The sequence below is a fragment of the Citrobacter sp. CFNIH10 genome (assembly GCF_002934585.1).
Classification (GTDB): Bacteria; Pseudomonadota; Gammaproteobacteria; order Enterobacterales; family Enterobacteriaceae; genus Citrobacter_A; species Citrobacter_A amalonaticus.
Genome location: NZ_CP026216.1, coordinates 593,213 through 618,014, shown reverse-complemented (window position 1 = coordinate 618,014; position 24,802 = coordinate 593,213). Strand labels below are relative to the sequence as shown.

Annotated in this window: 26 protein-coding genes; 7 read left to right on the top strand and 19 right to left on the bottom strand. The window is 53.7% G+C overall.

Annotated elements, in window-relative coordinates; translation table 11 throughout:
- The first annotated feature begins 192 nt into the window (after window positions 1-192).
- Entirely contained in the window at window positions 193-1,524 is a 1,332-nt protein-coding gene (locus tag C2U53_RS06255) for an amino acid permease (RefSeq protein WP_042998237.1), read from the top strand.
- Between the two features lie 21 nt (window positions 1,525-1,545).
- Entirely contained in the window at window positions 1,546-2,859 is a 1,314-nt protein-coding gene (locus tag C2U53_RS06250; protein WP_044255832.1) for a serine dehydratase subunit alpha family protein, read from the top strand.
- Between the two features lie 92 nt (window positions 2,860-2,951).
- Here the strand turns inward: C2U53_RS06250 and C2U53_RS29875 are convergent, their stop codons facing one another.
- Window positions 2,952-3,113, bottom strand: a complete 162-nt coding sequence (locus C2U53_RS29875) for a hypothetical protein (protein WP_172740563.1) — start codon at window positions 3,111-3,113, stop codon at window positions 2,952-2,954.
- Between the two features lie 19 nt (window positions 3,114-3,132).
- A complete protein-coding gene (locus tag C2U53_RS06245; RefSeq protein WP_042998235.1) occupies window positions 3,133-3,834 on the bottom strand; it encodes a pirin family protein in 702 nt (233 codons plus the stop codon).
- Window positions 3,835-3,938: 104 nt separating this feature from the next.
- Between C2U53_RS06245 and yhaJ the strand changes: the two genes are divergently transcribed.
- On the top strand, window positions 3,939-4,835 hold the full coding sequence (gene yhaJ, locus C2U53_RS06240) for a DNA-binding transcriptional regulator YhaJ (RefSeq protein WP_044255829.1): 897 nt from the start codon (window positions 3,939-3,941) through the stop codon (window positions 4,833-4,835).
- Window positions 4,836-4,885: 50 nt separating this feature from the next.
- On the opposite strand, the gene C2U53_RS06235 is transcribed toward yhaJ, so the two are convergent.
- The 12 genes from C2U53_RS06235 to exuT form a co-directional block, all read right to left on the bottom strand.
- Window positions 4,886-5,245 (bottom strand): DUF805 domain-containing protein, encoded by a 360-nt coding sequence (locus tag C2U53_RS06235; RefSeq protein ID WP_044255826.1) that lies wholly within the window; start codon window positions 5,243-5,245, stop codon window positions 4,886-4,888.
- Between the two features lie 223 nt (window positions 5,246-5,468).
- Window positions 5,469-5,834 (bottom strand): DUF805 domain-containing protein, encoded by a 366-nt coding sequence (locus tag C2U53_RS06230; protein ID WP_044255823.1) that lies wholly within the window; start codon window positions 5,832-5,834, stop codon window positions 5,469-5,471.
- Window positions 5,835-5,957: 123 nt separating this feature from the next.
- The gene (locus tag C2U53_RS06225; protein ID WP_104445733.1) at window positions 5,958-6,947 is read right to left on the bottom strand and encodes a glutathione S-transferase family protein; all 990 of its coding nucleotides are present in this window, start codon (window positions 6,945-6,947) and stop codon (window positions 5,958-5,960) included.
- Between the two features lie 68 nt (window positions 6,948-7,015).
- On the bottom strand, window positions 7,016-7,408 hold the full coding sequence (locus C2U53_RS06220; RefSeq protein ID WP_042998230.1) for a DoxX family protein: 393 nt from the start codon (window positions 7,406-7,408) through the stop codon (window positions 7,016-7,018).
- Between the two features lie 274 nt (window positions 7,409-7,682).
- Window positions 7,683-7,976: a YqjK-like family protein gene (locus tag C2U53_RS06215; protein ID WP_042998229.1), complete on the bottom strand. Its 294-nt coding sequence runs from the start codon at window positions 7,974-7,976 to the stop codon at window positions 7,683-7,685.
- The gene (locus C2U53_RS06210; RefSeq protein WP_104446874.1) at window positions 7,966-8,370 is read right to left on the bottom strand and encodes a phage holin family protein; all 405 of its coding nucleotides are present in this window, start codon (window positions 8,368-8,370) and stop codon (window positions 7,966-7,968) included. The genes C2U53_RS06215 and C2U53_RS06210 overlap by 11 nt, the downstream gene beginning before the upstream one ends.
- Window positions 8,371-8,372: 2 nt before the next feature.
- Window positions 8,373-8,678, bottom strand: coding sequence for a YqjD family protein (locus tag C2U53_RS06205; protein WP_042998228.1), 306 nt, complete (start codon window positions 8,676-8,678; stop codon window positions 8,373-8,375).
- Between the two features lie 33 nt (window positions 8,679-8,711).
- The gene (locus C2U53_RS06200; RefSeq protein WP_042998227.1) at window positions 8,712-9,080 is read right to left on the bottom strand and encodes a DUF1090 domain-containing protein; all 369 of its coding nucleotides are present in this window, start codon (window positions 9,078-9,080) and stop codon (window positions 8,712-8,714) included.
- A 148-nt stretch (window positions 9,081-9,228) separates the two neighbouring features.
- Window positions 9,229-9,612: an EnvZ/OmpR regulon moderator MzrA gene (gene mzrA, locus C2U53_RS06195; protein WP_042998226.1), complete on the bottom strand. Its 384-nt coding sequence runs from the start codon at window positions 9,610-9,612 to the stop codon at window positions 9,229-9,231.
- 3 nt (window positions 9,613-9,615) lie between these two features.
- Window positions 9,616-10,278 carry a DedA family general envelope maintenance protein YqjA gene (yqjA, locus tag C2U53_RS06190; protein ID WP_042998225.1) on the bottom strand — a complete coding sequence of 221 codons (663 nt, stop codon included), beginning with the start codon at window positions 10,276-10,278 and terminating at the stop codon, window positions 9,616-9,618.
- Between the two features lie 552 nt (window positions 10,279-10,830).
- Window positions 10,831-11,607, bottom strand: coding sequence for a transcriptional regulator ExuR (gene exuR, locus C2U53_RS06185; RefSeq protein ID WP_042998224.1), 777 nt, complete (start codon window positions 11,605-11,607; stop codon window positions 10,831-10,833).
- Between the two features lie 137 nt (window positions 11,608-11,744).
- Window positions 11,745-13,046: a hexuronate transporter ExuT gene (gene exuT / locus C2U53_RS06180; RefSeq protein ID WP_044265632.1), complete on the bottom strand. Its 1,302-nt coding sequence runs from the start codon at window positions 13,044-13,046 to the stop codon at window positions 11,745-11,747.
- Between the two features lie 470 nt (window positions 13,047-13,516).
- Here exuT and uxaC point away from each other — a divergent pair, with 470 nt between their 5' ends.
- The 3 genes from uxaC to C2U53_RS06165 all read left to right on the top strand — a co-directional run bounded on the left by uxaC (window position 13,517) and on the right by C2U53_RS06165 (window position 17,084).
- On the top strand, window positions 13,517-14,929 hold the full coding sequence (gene uxaC / locus C2U53_RS06175) for a glucuronate isomerase (protein ID WP_104445732.1): 1,413 nt from the start codon (window positions 13,517-13,519) through the stop codon (window positions 14,927-14,929).
- A gap of 14 nt (window positions 14,930-14,943) precedes the next feature.
- Window positions 14,944-16,431, top strand: a complete 1,488-nt coding sequence (locus C2U53_RS06170) for a UxaA family hydrolase (protein ID WP_044265554.1) — start codon at window positions 14,944-14,946, stop codon at window positions 16,429-16,431.
- A gap of 98 nt (window positions 16,432-16,529) precedes the next feature.
- Window positions 16,530-17,084 (top strand): YgjV family protein, encoded by a 555-nt coding sequence (locus C2U53_RS06165; protein ID WP_046487516.1) that lies wholly within the window; start codon window positions 16,530-16,532, stop codon window positions 17,082-17,084.
- A 16-nt stretch (window positions 17,085-17,100) separates the two neighbouring features.
- Here C2U53_RS06165 and sstT read toward each other — a convergent pair whose 3' ends face one another.
- The 4 genes from sstT to C2U53_RS06145 all read right to left on the bottom strand — a co-directional run bounded on the left by sstT (window position 17,101) and on the right by C2U53_RS06145 (window position 21,406).
- Window positions 17,101-18,345: a serine/threonine transporter SstT gene (sstT, locus tag C2U53_RS06160; RefSeq protein ID WP_042998220.1), complete on the bottom strand. Its 1,245-nt coding sequence runs from the start codon at window positions 18,343-18,345 to the stop codon at window positions 17,101-17,103.
- A gap of 252 nt (window positions 18,346-18,597) precedes the next feature.
- Window positions 18,598-19,563 carry a TerC family protein gene (locus tag C2U53_RS06155; RefSeq protein WP_042998219.1) on the bottom strand — a complete coding sequence of 322 codons (966 nt, stop codon included), beginning with the start codon at window positions 19,561-19,563 and terminating at the stop codon, window positions 18,598-18,600.
- 271 nt (window positions 19,564-19,834) lie between these two features.
- Window positions 19,835-20,833: a Gfo/Idh/MocA family protein gene (locus C2U53_RS06150; protein ID WP_061070603.1), complete on the bottom strand. Its 999-nt coding sequence runs from the start codon at window positions 20,831-20,833 to the stop codon at window positions 19,835-19,837.
- 69 nt (window positions 20,834-20,902) lie between these two features.
- Window positions 20,903-21,406, bottom strand: coding sequence for a M48 family metallopeptidase (locus C2U53_RS06145; RefSeq protein WP_044255814.1), 504 nt, complete (start codon window positions 21,404-21,406; stop codon window positions 20,903-20,905).
- 83 nt (window positions 21,407-21,489) lie between these two features.
- On the opposite strand from C2U53_RS06145, the gene rlmG reads away from it, so the two are divergent.
- Complete coding sequence (gene rlmG / locus C2U53_RS06140; protein WP_044255811.1) at window positions 21,490-22,626, top strand: 23S rRNA (guanine(1835)-N(2))-methyltransferase RlmG; 1,137 nt, start codon at window positions 21,490-21,492, stop codon at window positions 22,624-22,626.
- A gap of 45 nt (window positions 22,627-22,671) precedes the next feature.
- Here rlmG and C2U53_RS06135 read toward each other — a convergent pair whose 3' ends face one another.
- A complete protein-coding gene (locus C2U53_RS06135; RefSeq protein ID WP_104445731.1) occupies window positions 22,672-24,690 on the bottom strand; it encodes an FAD-dependent oxidoreductase in 2,019 nt (672 codons plus the stop codon).
- Between the last annotated feature and the right edge of the window lie 112 nt (window positions 24,691-24,802).

Genomic DNA, 24,802 nt, shown 5'->3' with positions numbered 1-24,802 from the left:
TAATTCTTTTTAAGTAGGAAAATTTTCTTAACCAATAGAAAATATCAGGGTTATTTTGTGACGTTTTTCTCTGCGCCTGAGCGTATCCTTTTTTTCATTCTAATGACTCGCCTGCAAACCCCGTACCGCGTATCGCCTTGATGCGGCACGACAAAAATTAAAAATATACCCTACATAATGAGCGAGAATTTTATGGAAACGGCAACGAACAACAGCGTAGTGCTCGACGCCAGCGCCCCGGCGCGCCGGGCGGGAATGACGGAAAGCGAATGGCGGGAAGCGATTAAATTCGACAGCATCGACACCGGCTGGGTCATTATGAGTATCGGGATGGCGATTGGCGCGGGGATTGTTTTTCTCCCGGTGCAGGTCGGTTTGATGGGGCTGTGGGTCTTTTTGCTCTCATCGGTCATCGGTTATCCCGCCATGTATCTGTTCCAGCGTCTGTTTATTAACACGCTGGCGGAATCCCCGGAGTGCAAAGATTATCCCAGCGTCATCAGTGGGTATCTGGGGAAAAACTGGGGCATCCTGTTAGGCGCACTGTATTTTGTGATGCTGGTTATCTGGATGTTTGTCTATTCCACCGCAATCACCAACGACAGCGCCTCCTATTTGCATACTTTTGGTGTGACAGAGGGACTGTTATCCGATAACCCGTTCTATGGTCTGGTGCTGATTTGCATCCTGGTCGCCATCTCCTCACGCGGCGAAAAGCTGCTGTTCAAAATTTCTACCGGCATGGTGCTGACCAAACTGCTGGTCGTGGCGGCACTGGGCGTATCGATGGTTGGGATGTGGCACTTATACAACATTGGCGCGCTGCCGCCGATGGCGCTGTTGGTGAAGAATGCGATTATCACGCTGCCGTTTACCCTGACCTCAATCCTGTTTATCCAGACCCTGAGCCCGATGGTGATTTCCTACCGTTCCCGTGAGAAATCCGTTGAGGTGGCGCGTCATAAAGCGCTACGTGCCATGAATATTGCCTTCGGCATTTTGTTTGTCACCGTGTTCTTCTATGCCGTCTCCTTTACGCTGGCAATGGGACACGACGAAGCGGTTAAAGCCTATGAGCAGAATATCTCCGCGTTGGCGATTGCTGCACAGTTCATCAGCGGCGCGGGCGCCGGTTGGGTGAAAGTTGTGAGTGTCATCCTGAATATTTTCGCCGTGATGACCGCGTTCTTTGGCGTCTATCTCGGCTTTCGCGAAGCCACGCAGGGGATTGCGATGAACATTCTGCGCCGCAAACTGCCGGCTGAGAAGATCAATGAAACGCTGGTACAGCGCGGCATCATGGTGTTTGCCATTTTACTGGCCTGGAGCGCTATTGTGCTTAACGCACCGGTTCTGAGCTTTACGTCGATTTGTAGCCCTATTTTCGGCATGGTGGGATGTTTGATCCCCGCCTGGCTGGTCTACAAAGTACCTGCATTGCACAAATACAAAGGGGTGTCGCTGTATCTGATTATCGTCACCGGTTTGCTGCTGTGCGTATCTCCGTTCCTGGCTTTTTCCTGATTTATCCTGAAGGTTGTTGTTATGTCTGAGACTATAAAAAATCCGTTGTGGCAGCGTTTCATCCGCGCAGTACAGGAAGAGGTGAAACCTGCGCTGGGCTGTACGGAACCGGTTTCTCTGGCGCTGGCGGCCGCGGTTGCGGCCTCTGAACTGCATGGCGCGGTGGAGCGAATCGATGCCTGGGTCTCGCCCAATCTAATGAAAAACGGACTGGGGGTGACGGTGCCGGGAACCGGTATGGTTGGGCTGCCCATCGCTGCCGCGCTGGGAGCACTGGGCGGGAATGCGAATGCCGGACTGGAGGTGCTGAAGGATGCCTCCGCGCAAGCCATTGCCGATGCGAAGGCGATGCTGAAAGCGGGCAAGGTGTCGGTGATGTTGCAGCAACCCTGTGATGACATCCTGTTTTCTCGCGCGAAGGTCTATAGCCATGACGGCTGGGCGTGCGTCACCATTGTTGGCGGTCATACTCACATTGTGCGGATCGAAACCGATACCGGCGTGAAGTTTACTCAGCAAGCGAACGCGGACGATGAGGCGCAGGAATCGCCGCTCTCGGTACTTTCTGAGACCACGCTGGAAGAGATTCTGGCATTTGTGAATACCGTACCGTTCGACGCTATTCGTTTTATTCTCGACGCCGCCCGACTCAACGGCGCGCTGTCACAAGAGGGGCTGCGCGCAACCTGGGGGCTGCATATCGGTGCGACGCTGCAAAAGCAGTGCGCACGCGGTCTGCTGGCAAACGATCTTTCGACGGCGATCCTTATCCGAACCAGCGCGGCGTCGGATGCGCGTATGGGCGGCGCGACGCTGCCTGCCATGAGTAACTCCGGCTCCGGCAATCAGGGGATCACCGCTACGGTACCGGTGATGGTGGTGGCCGAGCACTTTGGCGCCGATGAGGAGAAACTGGCGCGTGCGCTGATGCTTTCCCATCTGAGTGCGATCTACATACACCATCAGCTCCCGCGTCTGTCGGCGCTGTGTGCCGCGACGACCGCCGCGATGGGGGCAGCGGCAGGGATGGCCTGGCTGGTGGACGAAGGGCGCTACAGCACGATCTCGATGGCGATCAGCAGCATGATTGGCGATGTCAGCGGAATGATTTGCGATGGGGCATCTAACAGTTGCGCGATGAAGGTCTCCACCAGTGCTTCTGCGGCGTGGAAGGCGGTGCTGATGGCGTTGGACGATACGGCGGTTACGGGTAACGAAGGGATTGTGGCGCACGACGTGGAACAGTCTATTGCCAACCTGTGCGCGTTGGCGTGTCATTCCATGCAGCAAACGGACAAACAGATTATCGAGATCATGGCCCATAAAGCGCATTAAGTGAAGGGCTGACTGCCTGAAGGCGCGACGCTATCCGGCCTACGAATATGTAGGCCGGATAATGCGCTTGCGCAGTCATCCGGCAATGAGGTTCAGGCGGCAGCTTCTTCCTCGGACAGACGAACTTCGGCGTCTGCGACAATCGCTTCCAGCTCGGTCAGCATCGCCTCGTAGTCAAACGCACGGGGCGCGGTGTTGGTTTCTGTCGTTGCCACTTTCCCTGTCGGGGCCTGTTTTTTTGCTTTCTTACTCATACACCACTCCGGTTACCGATTACACCGGCAAATCTATCAGCAAAGCGCGTAACGGCGTATCGGCAACGAGCGTTATGTTAGCTTCGTCACGAATAAAGGCTCCGTCGCCACAGGTCAGCGCTTCACGCGCTTCATCGTGGGTGACGGCGTGAAAGGTGCCATGAATGGACTGCAAATAAGCGCGCGGGCCATGAAGCTGAAAACTCAGCGACTCGCCCTGATCCAGCTCAATATGGTGTACCCACGCCTGCTGGCGCAGCTGTAGACTGCCGTTCTCACCATCGGGTGAGGCGATCAGTTGCTGTTTAACTTTCGTCAGTTTTGTCTTCTGCACCAGAGCATTCTCGCGCTCAGGACAGGCGTCGAGCCACAATTGCATACGCGTAAGCGGTTTGTCTTTGCTGATATTATGTTCGCTGTAGCTGATACCCGGCTGCGCCGCGAGCAGCAACGCTTCACCCGCCTGGGCCTGCACGTGGTTGCCTTCACTGTCACGATACTCTGCAACGCCTTCAAGAATCAGATTGAGCACGTCCACCTTTGGCCAGGTGCGCGGCTGGAAGGACGCGCCGGGTGCCAGTACTTCCTGATTGAGCACGCGCAGCGATGCGTAGCCCAGCAGTTTCGGGTCGAAATAGTGTCCAAAGGAGAAGGTATAACGGGCCTGCAGCCAGCCGTAGTCTGCTTGTCCGCATTGTTTGGCTGTTCGGGTAGTAATCATAGTTCTTGACCTCTCTTTACTTCCTTTTATGTTAAGGGGCTGGACGCTGCATTGTTAGCCAGATATTCTGCCCGGTATGTTCAAATTTCCTGAATGAGAACGATATGGCCAAAGAAAGGGCATTAACGCTTGAGGCATTACGCGTAATGGACGCGATAGATCGCCGCGGTAGCTTCGCCGCAGCGGCGGATGAACTGGGGCGCGTGCCGTCAGCGCTTAGCTACACCATGCAGAAGCTGGAAGAAGAGCTGGATGTGGTGTTGTTTGACCGCTCCGGACATCGAACAAAATTCACTAACGTTGGGCGCATGCTGCTGGAAAGAGGGCGTGTGCTGCTGGAGGCGGCAGATAAGCTCACCACAGACGCTGAGGCGCTGGCGCGAGGGTGGGAGACGCATCTGACTATTGTGACCGAGGCGCTGGTGCCGACCCCGGCCTTCTTCCCGCTGATCGACAAACTGGCTGTTAAAGCCAATACGCAGCTTTCAGTGATCACCGAGGTGCTGGCGGGGGCGTGGGAACGCCTGGAACAGGGCCGGGCGGATATTGTGGTGGCACCGGACATGCACTTTCGTTCATCGTCAGAAATTAACTCCCGCAAGCTGTATACCCTGATGAACGTTTATGTTGCCGCGCCGGATCACCCGATTCATCAGGAGCCGGAACCGCTGTCGGAAGTGACGCGGGTGAAGTATCGCGGCGTAGCGGTCGCGGATACCGCGCGTGAACGTCCGGTATTAACCGTGCAACTGCTGGATAAGCAAGCGCGCCTTACCGTCAGCACCATCGAAGATAAGCGTCAGGCGTTACTGGCAGGATTAGGGGTGGCGACGATGCCGTATCCGCTGGTGGAACAGGATATTGCAGAAGGACGGCTGCGCGTGGTCAGCCCGGAATCGACCAGCGAGATTGACATCATTATGGCCTGGCGGCGAGACAGTATGGGAGAAGCAAAGGCCTGGTGCCTCCGTGAAATACCCAAACTCTTTATGAAAAAATAACGCGTTGCGGATGACTGATATCGGGGCAAAAAGATTGCCCCGAAAAAGGATTAATTAATCTCGTTTTGCTTAGGATCGGCACCAAAACGGTTAGCACCGGCAGTACCGTTCTGACACAGGAATACAATAATAACGATTGTTCCGATAATCGGAATCAGGCTGAGCAGCAACCACCAGCCGGAGCGCTCGGTATCGTGTAAACGACGGATCGCCACCGCAATGCTCGGCAGCAGAATGCCAAGGCTATAAATAATTGAGATATAGGGTGTTTCCATGCCGATTACAGCCTGAATAACATTCAGGACTGCACAGATGATCATGTTGATTAACGCAAACATCCAGTACTCTTTTCGACGTGCGCGACCGCTGAAACCGGTATAATTTTTTATTACACTCAAATACCAATTCATATAACATCCTTATTAATTAAAAGAGGGCAAAATATAGCATGGTATTTTATGAAGGTCATTTGCATTCTAATTAATTAAGAAAATCTCAGGAAAAATATATCTATTATTAATAGTTTTAAGAAATATGTTTTGAATCTGAATCAGTATCCGGGCGCTAACCAGAACAACAGGTTAGCGTAAATAAAAGGATCAAGGCAGCGGGTAACGCTGCCTTTTCACTTTCTCAGGGGAGAGATTTTGGATCAGGTCCGAAGCGGTTTTCGCCGGGCGTGCCGTCCTGACAGTTAAAAATGAGGATCACCAGCCAGCCGATGACGGGGATCAGTAACAACAACAGCCACCAGGCCGATCGATCGGTGTCGTGCAGACGTCGAAACTGAACTGCCCACCAGGGTAAAAAGACGAGAATTCCGTAAATTGTTGTCAGAATGCCTTCTCCTCCTGCACGCTGCCAGCCCAAGAGTTTATCCAGTACGCCGAGAACGAATGTCAGAATGACGTTGACCAGAATAAACATCCAGTACTCTTTCCGCCGGGCGCGTCCGCCAAAGCCGATATAATTTCTTAAAACCTTTAAGTACCAATCCATTTTTACCTCAATCGTGTGTCAATCACTTGTTTTTAAAGCAATCAAAGAAAGAATAGTTGCGAATGATGAGAGGGTAAATATTTGAAGGGTAAATTGAGCAGGCACCCTGAAGGGTGCCTGGGTTCACTTGGCGAAACGGCTGTCACGCCCGTGTGGTTCTTTGAGGTCTTGCCACGGGCCAATGGAGATAATGCCTGTCGGGTTAATCGTCTTATGGCTGCGAAAATAGTGGTGGCGAATATGGTCAAAATTGACCGTTTCCGCGATGCCTGGCATCTGATAAATATCGCGCAGGAAACCATACAGATTGAGATAGTCGCTGATGCGATGCTTGTCGCATTTGAAATGCGTGACATACACCGGATCAAAGCGGATGAGTGTTGTCCACAGGCGAATATCAGCCTCTGTAAGCCGATTACCTGTCAGATAGCGATGCTGACCGAGGATCTGCTCCAGCCGCGCCAGCGCGGTAAAGACGTTTTCTACCGCGTCATCATAGGCTTGCTGACTGGTAGCGAAGCCCGCTTTATAGACGCCATTGTTAACGTTGTCATAAATCCAGCCGTTCAGTTCGTCGATCTTGTTGCGCAGTTCTGGGGGATAGTAGTCCCCGGCTTTTGCCCCTTGCGCATCGAACGCCGTATTGAACATGCGAATGATTTCAGCAGATTCATTACTGACAATCGTATGGTTCTTTTTATCCCACAAAACAGGCACGGTGACGCGGCCGCTGTAATGGGGATCGGCGTGCAGGTAAAGCTGGTACAGAAATTCGTGCTGATATAAGGTATCGCCTGTGGCCGCCGGAAAATCATCGTCAAAGGTCCAGCCGTTTTCCAGCATCAGTGGATTTACGACCGAGACGGAGATAAACGGCTCCAGACCCTTGAGCTTACGCAGGATTAACGTACGGTGCGCCCACGGACAGGCGAGAGAAACATACAGGTGATAGCGGTCTTTTTCTGCCGCAAAACCGCCTTCGCCGGAAGGACCCGGCGCGCCATCCGCCGTGAGCCAGTTGCGGAATGCCGATACCGAACGTTGAAATTTGCCCCTGGTGGATTTGGTATCATACCAGGTATCATGCCAGACGCCGTCGATCAGTTGTCCCATGTTTTTTCCCTCAGATAGCAAAAACGAGGAGAAAATCCCCTCGTTCTTTTTCATTCATTATAGAGCGCTTACCACTTTTTGTTCAGTACACGGTCGAGACTGAATGCGCCCGGACCGGTGATGCCGAGCAGCAGGAAGCCGCCAGCGATGGTCAGGTTTTTCATGAACATCAGTGAGTTCACGCCTTCCGCAAAGTTGCTGTGGAAGATAAACGCGGTCAGCAGTGTAAAGCCTGCGGTAAACAGCGCGGTGGTACGGGTCAGGAAACCGAACAGAATCGCCAGACCGCCGCCGAACTCAAGCAAAATGGTCAGTGGCAGCAGGAATCCCGGAACGCCCATCGCTTCCATATACTGTTGGGTACCTGCGTAACCGGTGATTTTTCCCCAACCTGCGGTAATAAACAGGATTGGCATCAGAATACGCGCTACCAGTACACCAACATCTTCTAATTTTTTCATTCTTCTCTCCAGGAACTACACAGACTGCTGAGTTTGTTTTTTGGGTGCAATTTCGCGGCGTTCCGCGTCATTGCTGTCGATGGAGAGAATCATAAGCGTGAAGAATGAGAATTGTTAGCAAGGAAAACTGTCAATATTTTTCAAAAAATTTGATTTTGTAGTGGGGTGATATTGTGGATGGGTAAGCGAAGCGCTCCTGGTACCGTTGCCGGATGGCGGCTACGCCTTATCCGGCCTACCTATTGAATGTGAGAGTCGGATAAGCGAAGCACCCTCAGGCAACGGTTGAGCGCAGCGTCTTTTTAGCCAGTCGCCAGACGCTCCACACGCCAAACCCGCGCTTTGCCCAACGCACGAGCAGGTTAGGGTGGCGAATCGTCCAGACGGCCATCACACTGCTGCCGACCAGCGCCCAGGAGCGCAAACTCAGTAGGGTGTTCCAGCCACGATCGTAAGCGCCCGTGGCTTCCAGCCAGTCACGACGACTGGCTGAAAGATCCAGCCGTTGCTGTTGGATCTCACGAAGCAGTCGGGCCTTACGTTGTTCACGTTCGACTTTACCGCTCACGGCTCTCCTCCTCGAGCAATTGCCGGTCATTTGCCAGTTCATGGCGCGTATGGCGTAACAATGTGGAGCGCCGCGCTTTTCGCAGCGTCCATATCGCGCCAATCAGCGCCAGTGCCAGCAGCACGACCGTGGTGGCAATCATCGCATTGAGCCGATACTGCGGGTCAACGGCCCAGATGACTAACACCATCAGGCTCATCAAACCAAATGCAGCGAAGAGCATGGTGAGTCCCAACATCAGCAGAAGCTGAAAAAGGTTCGCCTTTTCTTCTTCAAGCTCGACGACGGCCAGACGTAACCGCGTTTCCACCATCTCAACGAGAAGAGTGACAATCCGCTGCCCGATACCCAGAACGCTTTTCCCGGGCCCTTGCGCGTGATGAGGATCCGCCATCATTAACGACGCGTCAGCAGAACGCCCAGCACGACGCCCACGGCCGCACCAATCCCGACGCCGGTCCACGGATTTTCGCGCACATAGTCGTCAGCACGCGCAGCGGCTTCACGAGTCTGTTTAGCAATGGCATCACCCGTTTCACCGAGGCGATAGCGGCTCTCTTTTAGCGCGCGCTCGGCTTTGCTGCGGATCTTACTCAACTCTTCTTTCGATTTATCACCAGAGGAGTTCAGCACCTCTTCCAGCGTATCGGCCAGGGATTTCAACTCAGCGCGCAGATGTTCCGATGTGTTTTCTTTCGACATAGTTTTCTCCAGGTGAGTAAGTGGTACTGATACTTAGTAGTCGCGAGCTTCGAGCTCTTTCAGTTCCGCTCGCGCTTCAGCCAGTTTACGCTCGCGTTTGGCAATTTTGTCCGCATCGCCTTTTTGCTTTGCTTCGGCGAGGTCGCGCTGACGTTCGGCGATCTCTTCTTTCTGCTCAGCAATTTTTTCCTGATGATCGGCACGCAGCTTGCTGTCAGTACAGTGGGCCCTGACTTCGCTGAGCGCTTTTTTTAGCCCATTGATGCGATTCTGGTTATTGTGCTTCTCGGCGTAGCTGATCTCCCGTTGAATATCCTGCTCTTTTTGCTGGCAAAGCGTGTTAGCGTAGCTGCCAGCACTGAGAGCGAAAAGGGAGATAGCGAAAGCGATGCGGTATTTCATTCTTGAACCTTCCATTGTGACTCGTCCCCATGAATTCAGGAACGATGATCCAGTGATAAAGCGACAGGGTGACCCCATCGCCTCATTAATCATAGACATTAATCGCAGAAATCACCAAAGTGGGTGATATGATTCGGATTCCTGGAGATTACCCTACCCGATGTGGCGTATCGCGTAAACGTGACAACCACTGGACGGCCTGATTGTTATCATCCTGCTGGGCAATGATGTAGCCGCGCGGCAGCGTTTTGTCGAGCACCGCTTTGGCGGCGGCACTCTGGGCGCTGGAATCGAAAGTGATGAGCAGAGTGTCGTTCTTTGGTGTAATGCTTTTAAAACGAATGCCGTTAGCGTCGAGGTGATGCCAGATCGAGAAGCCGTCCGGCATGCTGGCCCCCTGGTGGACGGCGCGGATCGCCAGCGTGGATTCTTGCTGACGAACCGTTGACCAGACCAACAGCATGGCGCTCAACGTCAGCAGAAACGCGGTGCTCCAGGCCAGTTGTTTAAGGGTTATACGCGGTTTCAGCATCCCTTACCCTCGATTCCCGTATTTCTTTTTCCACAGGACGACCAGTGAACCGCCCAGGCCAAAAACCAGTAGCACGACGGGTAACAGCATCAGGCATGACATCAGTTGATCTTCATACTTCAGAAACACCGGCGTTTTCCCCAGCAGATAACCCAGGCTGGTTAAAATCAGCACCCACAGCAAGCCACTCATCCAGTTGAAAAATTGAAAGCGGGCATTATTCAGGCCGGATAAGCCAGCGATGGTCGGCAGCAAGGTACGAACAAACGCGATAAAACGACCAATCAGCAGGGCGGAAAGACCATGCTTATGGAATAAATGGTGAGCGCGTTGATGATAGTGGGCCGGCAGGTGCGATAACCAGTTTTGTACGATGCGGGTGTTGCCCAGCCATCGGCCCTGAATATAGCTGAGCCAGCAACCGAGGCTTGCGGCTGCGGTCAGCAACAGAATGGTTTGCGGAAAGCCCATGGCGCCTTTGGCAATCAGAACACCCACTAACACCAACAAACTGTCGCCAGGTAAAAAGGCGGCTGGCAGCAACCCGTTCTCCAGAAACAGAATCATAAATAAAACAAAATACAGCATGCCAATCATGGAAGGATTGGCCAGTGTTTCAAAATCCTGCGCCCAGAGGGCATGCAGTAATTGAGTCAAAAGTTCCATTCAGTATTCCAGGTCGAATTGGTTAACGTCACGCCGGGTTAAACAGTTTGCTACGCCGCATCATTGTTAGTGTTTTACATGGTGTGCGGACGGCGCAAAGCCGCGGCCTGAACTATTCCCTGTTAAAAGTTATGAAGTAAGCAAGCACTGACAAACATAAATTCGAATTGCATCTAATTGTAACAAAGGTCAACGTAGTCCGTTATAGAAATTACACGTCCTTGAAATGTGATTTTGCTGATCGCAGGAGAGGGTGGCGAGAGGATTTACACAGGCTGACACTTTATACCTTTCGCTTACTGACAGGCGCAAAGCCGCGGCCTGAACTATTCCCTGTTAAAAGTTATGAAGTAAGCAAGCACTGACAAACATAAATTCGAATTGCATCTAATTGTAACAAAGGTCAACGTAGTCCGTTATAGAAATTACACGTCCTTGAAATGTGATTTTGCTGATCGCAGGAGAGGGTGGCGAGAGGATTTACACAGGCTGACACTTTATACCTTTCGCTTACTGACAGGCGCAACGGCGCGCCTGTCGAATCAAGAACGTTTATTTTGTCGCGTTAGCCGCCGTATCGAGATGAACGACCGGATTTTCGGCAAACAGATAACGGTCGGCATTAAATTCAAAATCGTCGCTGGTTTCATTGAACAGCATGATTTTTGTGTTCTCGAGATGCTGCCACATCGCCAGTTTTGCCGCATGCGGGTCTTTGCGGATCAGTGCCTTCAGGATTTGATCGTGGTCGTCGCACCAGTTATCGACGGTACGCGCATCAATATGTTCGTGCAGTTTCTTCCAGTACGGGTTGTGACTGCGCTGAGTCCACATTTTTTCCACGATAGCGGCCAGTGCGGAGTTCTGCGTGGCTAACGCGACCTGAATGTGGAATTGCAGGTCCCATTCGGAGTCGCGGAAACATTTTTCGTTGCGCGCCTGTTCCTGGATCGTCATCAGTTTCATGATGTCCTGCTTGGTGACCTGGGTGGCGGCAAACTCTGCAATATTGCTTTCGATAAGCTGACGCGCCTGGAGTAATTCAAAAGGACCGTAGTTGGCAAACTCCAGCGACTCGTCGGTGACCTGCTGGTGGCGCGGTTGGTTGGAAATCACATGAATCCCGGACCCCTTACGGACCTCAACATACCCTTCGACTTCCAGCATGATGATGGCTTCACGAACCACGGTACGGCTGACATTTTTTTCATCGGCAATAAAACGCTCTGCAGGCAATTTATCACCCACCAGGTAAACGCCCTGTTCGATGCGCTCTTTTAAATCAGCAGCAAGTTGTTGATACAAACGTCGTGGTTCGGTGATTTCCATATGCACTCCAGGCATGATACGGCAGACTGTATTTGTTATACCACTTTCGCGAGTTTGGCTCTATACGCAGAAACGAAAAAGCCGCCTGCGGGTGCCAGCAGGCGGCTGAGATTGCTTATGCGTTATCCGTCGGCAGGCTAACTTTGCGCTGCCGGTTCATCAAACTGCGGGCCAGAATCAACTTCACTGGCCGGTTTGTTTTGCAGCACGGTCCAGATAACCAGCGCGCCCAACAGGTCGAACACGGCCAGTACTGCGAACAGCGGGCTGAAGCCAATGGTGTCTGCCAGCGCACCGACCACCAGGGCGAACAGCGTACTCGCCAGCCAGGCAGACATCCCGGTCAGACCGTTCGCCGTGGCCACTTCGTTACGACCAAAGACATCAGAAGAGAGTGTAATCAGCGCACCGGACAGGGCCTGGTGAGCAAAACCACCAATACACAGCAGCATAATGGCGATGTACGGGCTGGTGAACAGACCGATCATCCCTGGGCCAATCATCAGCACAGCACCCAGCGTAACGACCATTTTTCGCGAGACAATCAGGTTGACGCCAAACCAGCGCTGGAACAGCGGCGGCAGGTAACCCCCCACGATGCAACCGAGGTCAGCAAACAGCATCGGCATCCAGGCGAACATTGCAATTTCTTTCAGGTTAAAGCCATAGACTTTGAACATGAACAGCGGGATCCAGGCGTTAAACGTCCCCCAGGCCGGTTCTGCCAGAAAACGCGGCAGGGCGATACCCCAGAACTGGCGGTTACGCAGGATCTGCACGAATGACATTTTCTTTTTGGTGCTGTTTTTGTGCTGCGCTTCCTGGCCATTAATAATGTAGTCGCGCTCTTCGTCCGTCAGTTTTTTCTGGTCACGCGGATGCTTATAGAAGATAAGCCAGGACATGGCCCAGATGAAGCTCAGGGCACCAGAGATAATGAACGCCATCTGCCAGCTGTGCATCACGATCGCCCAGACAACCAACGGCGGGGCAATCATCGCACCGATAGAGGAGCCGACGTTAAAGTAGCCGACCGCAATGGAGCGTTCTTTCGCCGGGAACCATTCGGAACTGGCTTTCAGCCCCGCCGGGATCATCGCGGCTTCTGCCGCACCGACCGCGCCGCGCGCCAGCGCCAGGCCCCCCCAGCTTCCTGCCAATGCGGTTGCGCCACAGAAAACGGCCCATAACACAGCAAACATTGCATAGCCTATTTTGGTGCCCAGTATATCCAGCACATAGCCGGCAACAGGTTGCATGACAGTGTAAGCAGCAGAATAGGCTGCGATGATATAGGAGTACTGTTGGGTGGAGATGTGCAACTCTTCCATCAGAGTTGGCGCAGCTGCCGCCACAGTGTTACGCGTCAGGTAACCCAGCACGGTGCCAAGCGTCACCAGCGCAATCATGTACCAACGTAACCCTTTAATTTTACGCATGTAAAACCTCATCGTTTTGTTATTTCCGCAAAGATCGCGGTCATCTTCCTGCCTGTGGCAGAGGATGCTGTTTACGACGGGGTAACCAAAAAAAGCCGGTACGCCCGAACGTTGCCATAAATAAATTTTGCTAATTCGGTTTCCGTACCGGTCAATCCGATGATGAATCATCGGTAACTATGCATTCCGTCGGCTTATGTATCGCGACGGCAGAAAGATAACTTGTCATACAACTTTAAAAGGTGAGTGCCATCACAAAAGTATGAATCTTAGCGTGGTTATTATTTCGATTAGGCGATGCCAGAGCTGGCGCGGCTTGAGGCGATGTTTACCACTTCGAGGGTAAACAATTTGTCGGCATTTATTGATCTACCTCACGAAAATATCTACAGGCTATGGAAATTGGTGTGATAACTTTGTCAGCATCGCTACATAAGCAATCAGACGCACTCGTTGAGAGGAAGACGATAATGACCCCGTTTATGACAGAAGATTTTCTACTTGATACTGAATTTGCCCGCCGTCTGTATCATGATTATGCGAAAGACCAGCCTATCTTCGATTACCATTGCCATCTGCCGCCACAGCAAATCGCCGAAGACTACCGGTTCAAGAATCTGTATGACATCTGGCTGAAAGGCGACCATTACAAATGGCGCGCGATGCGCACTAACGGTGTCGCTGAGCGCCTGTGTACCGGCGACGCTTCCGACCGCGAGAAGTTTGACGCGTGGGCGGCGACGGTTCCGCATACGATCGGCAACCCGTTATACCACTGGACGCACCTTGAACTGCGTCGCCCATTCGGCGTGACAGGTAAGCTGCTTTCTCCGTCGACGGCGGACGAAATCTGGAATCAGTGCAACGAACTGCTGGCGCAGGATGAATTCTCCGCACGCGGCATCATGCAGCAGATGAACGTGAAAATGGTCGGCACGACTGACGATCCGATCGATTCGCTGGAGCATCACGCAACGGTCGCAAAAGACAGCAGCTTCTCCGTGAAAGTTTTGCCAAGCTGGCGTCCGGATAAAGCCTTCAATATTGAGCAGGCGACCTTCAACGATTACATGGCAAAACTGGGTGAAGTGTCGGACACCGATATTCGCCGCTTTACCGATCTGCAAAGCGCGCTGACCAAACGTCTGGATCATTTTGCGGCGCACGGCTGCAAAGTTTCCGACCACGCGCTGGATGTGGTGCTGTTCGCAGAGTCCAGCGACGCTGAACTGGATAGCATTCTGGTACGTCGCCTGGCAGGCGAGACGCTGAACGAACATGAAGTGGCGCAGTTCAAAACGGCTGTGCTGGTGTTCCTGGGGGCGGAATATGCGCGTCGCGGTTGGGTACAGCAATACCATATTGGCGCCCTGCGCAATAACAACCTGCGCCAGTTCAAACTGCTGGGGCCGGATGTGGGCTTTGACTCCATCAACGACCGTCCGATGGCGGAAGAGTTATCAAAACTGCTCAGCAAACAGAATGAAGAAAACCTGTTGCCGAAAACCATTCTCTATTGCCTGAACCCGCGCGATAACGAGGTGCTGGGCACCATGATCGGCAACTTCCAGGGGGAAGGGATGCCGGGCAAAATGCAGTTCGGTTCCGGCTGGTGGTTCAACGATCAGAAAGACGGCATGGAACGTCAGATGACGCAACTGGCGCAATTGGGTCTGTTAAGCCGCTTTGTCGGCATGCTGACCGACAGCCGCAGCTTCCTGTCTTATACCCGTCACGAATACTTCCGTCGCATTCTCTGCCAGATGATTGGCCGCTGGGTGCAGGCCGGTGAAGCCCCGGCAGATAGTCAACTGCTGGGCGAGATGGTGAAAAACATTTGCTTTAACAATGCGCGTGATTACTTCGCCATTGAACTGAACTAAGGTCCGGGGTTGATATGCAATACATCAAAATCCATGTGCAGGATAACGTTGCGGTCGCGCTGGCTGATTTGGCGCAGGGAACGGAAGTCACTGTGGACAACCACACCGTAACGCTTCGCCAGGATATTGCTCGCGGACATAAATTTGCGCTGAGTGACATCAGGAAAGGGGCGTACGTAATTAAGTATGGTCAGCCTATCGGCCATGCTTTGACGGACATTGCGGCGGGTGAACATATTCACGCCCACAATACTCGCACCAATCTGAGCGATTTGGATGAGTATCGCTATCAACCCGATTTTCAGGATCTTCCTGCGCAACCGGCGGACCGCGACGTGCAGATTTATCGTCGCGCTAATGGGGACGTCGGGGTACGAAACGAACTCTGGATCCTGCCAACCGTTGGCTGCGTCAACGGGATTGCGCGCCAGATCCAGAGCCGTTTTCTGAAAGAGACGAATGATGCAGAGGGCACTGACGGTGTCTTCCTGTTCAGCCACACCTACGGCTGCTCGCAGCTTGGCGACGATCACATCAACACCCGCACCATGCTGCAAAACATGGTCCGTCATCCGAACGCCGGCGCGGTGCTGGTGATTGGCCTGGGATGTGAAAACAACCAGGTCGATGCCTTCCGCGAAACGCTGGGCGACTTCAATCCTGAGCGTGTGCACTTTATGATTTGTCAGCATCAGGACGATGAAGTGGAGGCGGGACTTGAGCATCTTCATCAGCTTTATGACGTGATGCGCCACGACAAACGCGAGCCGGGGAAACTGAGCGAGCTGAAGTTTGGTCTGGAGTGTGGTGGTTCAGACGGGCTTTCCGGGATTACCGCGAACCCGATGCTTGGTCGCTTCTCTGACTACATGATTGCCAACGGCGGCACCACCGTACTGACCGAAGTGCCGGAGATGTTCGGGGCGGAGCAATTGCTGATGAGTCACTGTCGCGACGAAGAAACGTTCGGCAAACTGGTCACCATGGTCAATGACTTCAAGCAGTATTTTATCGCCCACAATCAGCCGATTTACGAAAACCCTTCGCCGGGTAACAAAGCCGGTGGGATCACTACGCTGGAAGACAAGTCGTTGGGCTGCACGCAGAAAGCGGGTTCCAGTCAGGTGGTTGATGTGCTGCGCTACGGCGAGCGTTTGAAAACCCACGGTCTGAATCTGCTGAGCGCGCCGGGTAATGATGCGGTTGCCACCAGTGCGCTGGCGGGTGCCGGTTGTCACATGGTGTTGTTCAGCACCGGTCGCGGTACTCCTTACGGCGGATTTGTGCCGACGGTGAAAATTGCCACCAACAGCGAACTGGCGGCGAAGAAAAAGCACTGGATCGACTTTGATGCGGGCCAGTTGATCCACGGCAAAGCGATGCCGCAACTGCTGAATGAGTTCATTGATACCATCGTCGATTTCGCCAACGGTAAGCAGACCTGCAACGAACGCAATGATTTCCGCGAACTGGCTATCTTTAAAAGCGGCGTAACGTTGTAAAAAGTGCCGAATGACGGCAAAACGCCTTATCAGGCCTACGCTGGCAGGCCTGATAAGCGCAGCGCCATCAGGCATTGTTAATGGAGTTGATGTCGTTTATGACCGCGTATTGGCTGGCTCAGGGCGTCGGTGTGCTCGCGTTTCTGATTGGCATTACGACGTTTTTCAACCGCGATGAGCGCCGCTTCCGACTCCAGCTTGCCGTCTATAGCGCCACGATAGGCGTACACTTCTTTCTGATGGGCGCCTGGCCCGCCGGGATGAGCGCGGAACTCAATACCGTGCGTACTCTGGTGTCGATGCGCACCCGCAAACTGTGGGTGATGGCGCTGTTCATTATCCTCACCCTGGTGCTAGGGCTGGCGAAACTACAGCATGCGATGGAAATTCTGCCCATCATCGGCACGCTCGCCAGTACCTGGGCGCTGTTCCGCTGTAAAGGATTAACGGTGCGCTGCGTGATGTGGTGTGCGACTGCCTGTTGGGTGGTACACAACTTCTGGCTGGGATCGATCGGCGGAACGCTGATTGAAGGCAGTTTTCTGGTGATGAACGGGCTGAACATTATTCGTTTCTGGCGTATGAAACGCCGGGGAATCGATCCATTCAAAATTGAGAAAAGCGTACAGGAAGAGACCCCTTCCGCCAGATGACGGAAGGGTTTAAGGCTTAGCTACGCAGCGCGTTATTCGCCAGACGTTCGTCTTCAGCCTGGCAGGCTGCCGCGGTAAACAGGACGTCAGTGGAGGAGTTCAGCGCCGTCTCACAGGAATCCTGCAGCACGCCGATGATAAAGCCGACAGCAACCACCTGCATGGCGATATCGTTCGGGATACCAAACATATTACAGGCCAGCGGGATCAGCAGCAGCGAGCCACCTGCAACACCGGATGCGCCGCAGGCGCACAGTGAGGCGACCACGCTCAACAGCAGCGCGGTGGGCAGATCCACCGGAACGCCCAGCGTATGCACCGCTGCCAGCGTTAACACCGTAATGGTGATCGCCGCGCCCGCCATATTGATGGTGGCGCCCAGCGGAATAGAAACGGAATAGGTATCGCGATCCAGATTCAGTTTTTCACACAGCGCCATATTCACCGGAATATTCGCTGCTGAACTGCGGGTGAAGAAAGCATAAACGCCGCTTTCACGCAGGCAGGCAAAAACCAGCGGATACGGATTGCGACGAATTTTCCAGAATACCAGCAGTGGGTTGATCACCAGCGCGACCAGCGCCATACAGCCGACCAGCACAACCAGCAGTTGCGCGTAGCCCCACAGCGTGGAGAAGCCGGTGGTGGCGAGGGTCGATGCGACAAGACCAAAAATACCAATCGGGGCAAAGCGGATCACCAGTTTCACCATAAAGGTCACGGCGTTCGACATATCATTGACCAGATTTTTGGTGGTGTCGTTGCCGTGACGCAGGGCAAAACCAAGGCCGACCGCCCACACCAGGATGCCGATATAGTTGGCATTCAGCAGCGCATCAATAGGGTTAGAGACCATGCTCATCAGCAGGCCACGCAGTACTTCTACAATGCCTGACGGTGGCACGATATCATGCGAACTGGTGACCAGATGCAACGTTGAAGGGAAGGCGAAGCTGAAGACTACCGCGGCGAGCGCCGCAGAAAACGTCCCCAACAGATAGAGAAACAGAATCGGGCGAATGCTGGTTTTTTGCCCGTGCTGATGGTTGGCGATCGACGCCATCACCAGCATCAGAACCAGAATCGGGGCGACGGCTTTTAACGCACCGACGAACAATGTGCCGAGCAAGCCAACGGCAATGGCTGCCGGTTTTGAAATCCATGCCAGTATGATCCCCAGTACGAGACCGACCAAAATTTGTTTAACCAGGCTTCCTTGAGCCAAACGCTGTAGCAGCCCCGATGAACGTTGCGTAGTCATTTCTTGATCCTTACAGTGTGTTGTTGCTCATCCTTCGCGCGTTCTATGGACGCCGCTTTCCGGATGTAACAAAGTGTTTGCCTGGTTGAGTATAAGGAAAGATAACGCTTCGGGAAGCGAAATATGCTGGATTTCATGCTGCGGTCATGTTTTGTAACTTGGTGTTAACAGTATTGTGACATGTTCTACAAAAAGCAGAGGCCAGATTATCTATTGGCCGGGGACGCGCTAGCGTCGCCCGGCACGACAGAATTACGCCTGTTGTTTCTTATCATGCTGGTAGTTGACCCAGGCGTTGATCAGTAACGTCACGACCAGGATGCCAAATACCACGCCGAGCGAAATCGCAATCGGGATATGGTAGAAGTCGACGATCAGCATCTTTATACCGATAAACACCAGGATCACCGCCAGACCGTATTTCAGCATAGAGAACCGCTCTGCAACTCCCGACAGCAGGAAGTACATGGCACGCAGGCCCAGGATCGCGAACAGGTTCGAGGTCAGAACGATGAACGGGTCAGTCGTAACAGCAAAAATAGCCGGAATACTGTCGACCGCAAAAATAACGTCGCTCAGTTCCACCAGGATCAGCACCAGCAGTAGCGGCGTGGCATACAGCAGACCCTTTTTACGCACGAAGAAATGTTCGTTCTCGATAGTATCCGTCATGCGCAGATGTCCGCGCAGCCAGCGCACCAGAGGCTTATCGCCAATGCCGGCGTCATCTTCTTTCGCCAGCGCCATTTTTACCCCGGTAAACAGCAGGAAAGCGCCAAACACGTACAGCATCCATTCGAACTGCGTAATCAGCCAGGTACCAGCAAAAATCATTATCGTACGTAGCACGATGGCACCCAGCACGCCGTAGACCAGTACCCGACGTTGCAGGGCAGGCGGCACCGAGAAGTAGCTGAACAACATCAGCCAGACAAAGACGTTATCGACGGCGAGGGATTTTTCGATCAGATAACCCGTGAGGAACGCCAGCGCCTGCGGATCGGCGACGGCGCGGCCTTCGGTTTGTACCAGGTACCACCAGAATGCAGCGTTAAACAGTAGCGAGAGCGTGACCCAGACCAGGGACCAGGCAGCCGCTTGCTTCATGGTCATCGTATGTACGCCACGACGCCCCTGCAAAAAGAGGTCGATAGCCAGCATGATCACCACAACAACAGCGAATCCGCCCCATAACAACGGTGTGCCGACAGTATTCATCATCATTCCTTACACATAAAAAAAACGGCCAACGTCGGAAGACGTCAGCCGCTGCTTTTTATGCATAGACCTCGCCTTCCGGCAAGGTCTCACTTACAACAAAAAAAGAATGCGTTAGCGCATTCCTTTGTCGTTGCCCGGTGACCGGATGTGGTTTTTCACACATCGTAATGACGATCGACCGACAATGAAGTTACTCCCCTTTGCAGGTAACAAAATATGACAGGCCATGCATTCCGTCAATGGCCTGTAACATCTGTTTTACAATGTTTTACGCAGTCGCTGCGCGGCTGACATCGTCTGCCGGGAAGGTGACGCCGGTCTGGCGACGAATCTCGGTTAACAATTTTGCCGTGATGCGACTGTTGGACAATCCAGGGTGATTCACTTCATTGGCGTCCACCAGTGCTGCAAACGCCTGTGCCTCATACAGCATAGTATTGATGTGCTGCGGTTGGGTAAGATCCTGGGTTTTCCCGCCGCGCGGAACAAAACAAACCTTCTGGCATTCGGAGATTTTTTCGATCACCAGCGATCCGGCTTCGCCCTGAATTTCACTGTCGACAACGGAATCACTCACTTTGGAATGCTGGAGGGTGACGCTGAAATCACCGTAGTCCATCACCACCACGCCGTGGGCATCGACACCGCTCTCCAGCAGACTGGCAGAGGCCTGTACGCTGTGCGGTTCGCCCCATAGCGCCACAGCGGAAGCCAGGCAGTAGAAGCCAATGTCCATGATCGAGCCATTGGAGAAGGCCGGGTTAAAGGTGTTCGGGTTTTCGCCGTCAAGATAGCGCTGATAGCGCGACGAGTACTGACAGTAATTGAGGAACGCTTTGCGCATTTTACCGACTTTCGGCAGCGATTGTTGTAACAGCAGGAAGTTAGGCAGACTGGCGGTTTTAAACGCTTCGTAAAGCACCACTTGATTTTCCCGCGCACAGGCGATGGCGGCTTCGACTTCGGCCAGATTCGACGCCAGTGGCTTCTCACAGATCACATGCTTTTTATGGCTCAGAAACAGTTGGGTCTGGGGAAAGTGCAGCGAGTTCGGGCTGGCAATGTACACGGCGTCAATCGCCTCGCTTTGCGCCATCGCATCCAGCGAGGTAAACAGATGCTCGACGAGGTAATCATTGGCGAAGGTTTGCGCCTGTTCGAGGCTGCGGGAATAGACTGCGGTTAACTTATATTTGCCGGTCTCATGGGCGGCATCCACAAACTGGCGGGTGATCCAGTTTGTGCCAATCACTGCGAAACGTATCATAAATGCCTTCAGGCTCCATAAAGGGATTCTGTCGTCAATTTAGCACGCCTTTATGACAAAGCCAGTGCGCTACTGCGCAGTTTCCTTTAACGACAACTGCGTCAACCAGAGGCGGGTATCAAATTCCAGCTGGTGATAGTGCGGTTCCATGTGACAGCAAAGCTGATAAAACGCCTTGTTGTGCTCCTTTTCCTTCAGATGCGCCAGTTCGTGGACGACGATCATTCGCAAAAAGGGTTCCGGCGCGTTGCGAAACACGGTGGCGACGCGGATCTCGGCTTTCGCTTTCAGCTTGCCGCCTTGTACGCGAGAGACCGCTGTGTGCAGGCCGAGCGCATTCTTCAGCACGTGGATCTTATTGTCATACATCACTTTGTTGATCGGCGGGGCGTTACGCAGAAATTGATTTTTCAGATCCTGGGTGTATTGCCAGAGCGCTTTATCCGTCGCGAAATCATGCGTTCCCGGATAGCGCTTTTCCAGCACCGCGCCCAGCCGTTGCTCGGCAATCAGCGTGCGCACCTGAGAAAGCAGGTGCTCCGGGTAGCCCTGGAGGTAAGTTAATTGGCTCATCGTCACCCATGCAAATCATAAAAAGTGTATACTCACGCACCCTTTTACGGGATACGCCGAAATTTTACCATTCAGGAGGGCCGATGAGCCACACAGACAACGGTTTCCGTTCACTGACACTAAAACGTTTCCCGGAAACGGACGACGTTAACCCACTGTTGGCGTGGGAAGCGGCCGATGATTATCTGCTGCAACAGGTGGACGATACGGAGATTCGCGGCCCGGTGCTGATCCTGAATGATACCTTCGGTGCGCTGAGCTGTGCGCTGGCGGAGCAGTCGCCGTACAGCATTGGTGATTCGTATTTAAGCGAACTGGCAACGCGGGAAAACCTGCGCCATAACGACCTCGCGGAGTCCAGCGTCAAGTTTCTCGACAGCACGGCAGAGTACCCGCAGGCGCCGGACGTGGTGCTGATCAAAGTGCCGAAAACGCTGGCACTGCTTGAGCAACAGCTGCGCGCGCTGCGAAAAGTGGTGACCCCGCAAACCCGTATCATTGCTGGCGCGAAGGCGCGGGATATCCATAACTCCACGCTGGAGCTGTTTGAGAAAGTGCTCGGTCCAACGACTACCACGCTGGCGTGGAAAAAGGCGCGTCTCATCAATTGCACCTTCAGCGAGCCGGCTCTGGCTGATGCGCCGGAAACGCTGAGCTGGAAACTGGAAGGCACCGACTGGACCATCCATAACCATGCCAACGTCTTCTCCCGCACCGGGCTGGATATTGGCGCACGTTTCTTTATGCAGCACCTGCCAGAGAATCTGGAAGGGGAGATTGTCGATCTCGGCTGTGGCAACGGGGTAATTGGTCTGACGCTGCTGGAAAAAAATCCGCAGGCGAGCGTGGTGTTTGTCGATGAATCCCCAATGGCGGTGGCGTCCAGCCGTCTGAATGTGGAAACTAACCTGCCTGAAGCCATCGATCGCTGTGAGTTTATGATTAACAACGCGCTGTCCGGGGTTGAGCCTTTTCGCTTTAACGCCGTACTGTGCAACCCGCCGTTCCATCAGAAGCATGCACTGACGGATAACATTGCCTGGGAAATGTTCCACCACGCCCGTCGCTGCCTGAAGATCAACGGCGAGCTGTATATCGTCGCCAACCGTCACCTCGACTATTTCCACAAGCTGAAGAAGATCTTCGGCAACTGCGCCACCGTTGCGACCAACAATAAGTTTGTGGTGCTCAAAGCGGTGAAAGTCGGCCGCCGTCGCTAAGCGAACTGCCCATGCCCGGCACGCACAATGTGACCGGGCAATGAATTAAATTCCCAGCGCCAGACGGGTGCCCTGGGCAATGGCCCGGCGGGCATCCAGTTCCATCGCTACATCACAGCCGCCGATTAAGTGCACCGTCTTTCCCGCCGCATGCAGCGGTTCTGCCAGCTCACGTCGCGGCTCTTGACCCGCACAAATAATGACGTTATCGACTTCCAGCGTCTGCGCTTCACCACCGATCAACACGTGCAGACCGGTGTCGTCGATCTTCTGATAGCTGACTGCCGGGATCATCTTCACACCGCGTGAAAGCAACGTGGTGCGATGGATCCAACCGGTGGTTTTTCCCAGCCCCTCGCCGGGTTTGCTGGCCTTACGCTGGAGCATCACAATCTGACGCGGGCTGCGAGCCAGATGCGGGCCTTCCGGACGTAATCCGCCGGCCTGTTGCAGGCTGGTGTCGATACCCCATTCCACACAGAAATCGGCAATGTTCTGGCTGGTGGGTTCGCCGGGCTGACTCAGGTACATTGCGGTATCAAAGCCGATCCCGCCGCAGCCAACGATCGCCACCCGATTCCCCACCGGGGTTTTGTCACGCAGGACATCGAGGTAGGTTAAAACCTTCGGATGATCGATGCCGTCGATCGGCGGCCTGCGCGGCTCGATCCCGCTGGCGAGGATCACCTCATCGAATGCCTGCAGATCGTCTGCTGCAACATAATGATTGAGTTTCAGGGTGACGCCGGTGACGTCAATCATCCGACGGTAATAGCGGAGCGTTTCATAAAACTCCTCTTTACCGGGGATCTGTTTGGCAATATTAAACTGCCCGCCGATCTCGCCCAGCGCATCAAAGAGGGTGACATGATGACCGCGTGCCGCCGCATTGATAGCAAAGGCAAGACCCGCCGGGCCCGCGCCGACGACAGCCAGATTTTTTATTGTGGAAGCCGGAACAACAGGCATTTTGGTTTCATGGCAGGCGCGGGGATTCACCAGGCACGACGTGATTTTGCCGACGAAGATCTGATCCAGGCACGCCTGATTACAGCCGATGCAGGTGTTAATTTCATCGGCACGCCCCGATTGCGCTTTCGTCAGCAGTTCGGCATCCGCGAGAAACGGGCGCGCCATCGACACCATATCGGCATCACCACGCGCCAGAATTTCATCGGCAACCTGCGGATCGTTAATCCGGTTAGTGGTGACCAGTGGCAGTGAAACGTGTCCTTTCAGCTTACGCGTTACCCAACTGAAGGCGCCGCGCGGTACCGGCGTGGCGATAGTGGGAATGCGCGCTTCATGCCAGCCAATTCCGGTGTTGATGAGCGTTGCGCCTGCGGCTTCAATGGCCTGCGCCAGTTGCACTGTTTCTGCAAAAGTGCCGCCTTTTTCCACCAGATCAAGCATCGACAGGCGGTAGATAATAATAAAGTCGTTCCCCACCCGCTGACGCACCGCACGTACCACTTCAATGGCAAAGCGCATACGATTGGTATAATCACCGCCCCATTCATCGTCGCGCTGATTGGTGCGCAGGGCGAGAAACTCGTTAATCAGGTACCCTTCCGAGCCCATGACCTCCACGCCGTCGTAACCCGCCTCCCGTGCCAGTTGGGCACAGTGCGCGAAGTCTTCTATCAGTTGCAGAATTTCTTCGTGGCTCAATGCGTGCGGGGTAAACCGGTTGATGGGTGCCTGAATTGCGGAAGGGGCCACCAGTTGTGGTTGATAGCTGTAGCGCCCGGTATGCAGGATCTGTAGCGCTATTTTCCCGCCTTCACGATGAACCGCATCGGTGATGATGCGGTGATGCGGTACCTCACGGGCGTCATTGAGCGTCGCGCCGCCTTCCATCGTGACGCCAGACGACGCGGGGGCGATGCCACCCGTGACAATCAGTGCGACGCCGTGCCGGGTTCGCTCGGCATAGAAAGCGGCCAGGCGTTCCGCGCCATCAGGATACTCTTCAAGTCCCGTGTGCATTGAACCCATCAGCACGCGGTTTTTAAGCCGAGTAAAACCAAGATCAAGCGGGGCGAACAGCGACGGATAGCGCATAAGATTGTCCAGTATGTAAAATTATTGTTATGTGGTCGGATGAGTGTCTAATTTAGTCGTCGGCAGGGAAAAGGGAAAAGGGGAATGCGATGATTGTGATGGGATTCAAAAA

Coding starts and splice junctions, on each gene's coding strand:
- C2U53_RS06255 (WP_042998237.1), top strand. CDS start 193: ATGGAAACGGCAACGAACAACAGCGTAGTGCTCGACGCCAGCGCCCCG.
- C2U53_RS06250 (WP_044255832.1), top strand. CDS start 1,546: ATGTCTGAGACTATAAAAAATCCGTTGTGGCAGCGTTTCATCCGCGCA.
- C2U53_RS29875 (WP_172740563.1), bottom strand. CDS start 3,113: ATGAGTAAGAAAGCAAAAAAACAGGCCCCGACAGGGAAAGTGGCAACG.
- C2U53_RS06245 (WP_042998235.1), bottom strand. CDS start 3,834: ATGATTACTACCCGAACAGCCAAACAATGCGGACAAGCAGACTACGGC.
- yhaJ (WP_044255829.1), top strand. CDS start 3,939: ATGGCCAAAGAAAGGGCATTAACGCTTGAGGCATTACGCGTAATGGAC.
- C2U53_RS06235 (WP_044255826.1), bottom strand. CDS start 5,245: ATGAATTGGTATTTGAGTGTAATAAAAAATTATACCGGTTTCAGCGGT.
- C2U53_RS06230 (WP_044255823.1), bottom strand. CDS start 5,834: ATGGATTGGTACTTAAAGGTTTTAAGAAATTATATCGGCTTTGGCGGA.
- C2U53_RS06225 (WP_104445733.1), bottom strand. CDS start 6,947: ATGGGACAACTGATCGACGGCGTCTGGCATGATACCTGGTATGATACC.
- C2U53_RS06220 (WP_042998230.1), bottom strand. CDS start 7,408: ATGAAAAAATTAGAAGATGTTGGTGTACTGGTAGCGCGTATTCTGATG.
- C2U53_RS06210 (WP_104446874.1), bottom strand. CDS start 8,370: ATGGCGGATCCTCATCACGCGCAAGGGCCCGGGAAAAGCGTTCTGGGT.
- C2U53_RS06205 (WP_042998228.1), bottom strand. CDS start 8,678: ATGTCGAAAGAAAACACATCGGAACATCTGCGCGCTGAGTTGAAATCC.
- C2U53_RS06200 (WP_042998227.1), bottom strand. CDS start 9,080: ATGAAATACCGCATCGCTTTCGCTATCTCCCTTTTCGCTCTCAGTGCT.
- mzrA (WP_042998226.1), bottom strand. CDS start 9,612: ATGCTGAAACCGCGTATAACCCTTAAACAACTGGCCTGGAGCACCGCG.
- yqjA (WP_042998225.1), bottom strand. CDS start 10,278: ATGGAACTTTTGACTCAATTACTGCATGCCCTCTGGGCGCAGGATTTT.
- exuR (WP_042998224.1), bottom strand. CDS start 11,607: ATGGAAATCACCGAACCACGACGTTTGTATCAACAACTTGCTGCTGAT.
- exuT (WP_044265632.1), bottom strand. CDS start 13,046: ATGCGTAAAATTAAAGGGTTACGTTGGTACATGATTGCGCTGGTGACG.
- uxaC (WP_104445732.1), top strand. CDS start 13,517: ATGACCCCGTTTATGACAGAAGATTTTCTACTTGATACTGAATTTGCC.
- C2U53_RS06170 (WP_044265554.1), top strand. CDS start 14,944: ATGCAATACATCAAAATCCATGTGCAGGATAACGTTGCGGTCGCGCTG.
- C2U53_RS06165 (WP_046487516.1), top strand. CDS start 16,530: ATGACCGCGTATTGGCTGGCTCAGGGCGTCGGTGTGCTCGCGTTTCTG.
- sstT (WP_042998220.1), bottom strand. CDS start 18,345: ATGACTACGCAACGTTCATCGGGGCTGCTACAGCGTTTGGCTCAAGGA.
- C2U53_RS06155 (WP_042998219.1), bottom strand. CDS start 19,563: ATGAATACTGTCGGCACACCGTTGTTATGGGGCGGATTCGCTGTTGTT.
- C2U53_RS06150 (WP_061070603.1), bottom strand. CDS start 20,833: ATGATACGTTTCGCAGTGATTGGCACAAACTGGATCACCCGCCAGTTT.
- C2U53_RS06145 (WP_044255814.1), bottom strand. CDS start 21,406: ATGAGCCAATTAACTTACCTCCAGGGCTACCCGGAGCACCTGCTTTCT.
- rlmG (WP_044255811.1), top strand. CDS start 21,490: ATGAGCCACACAGACAACGGTTTCCGTTCACTGACACTAAAACGTTTC.
- C2U53_RS06135 (WP_104445731.1), bottom strand. CDS start 24,690: ATGCGCTATCCGTCGCTGTTCGCCCCGCTTGATCTTGGTTTTACTCGG.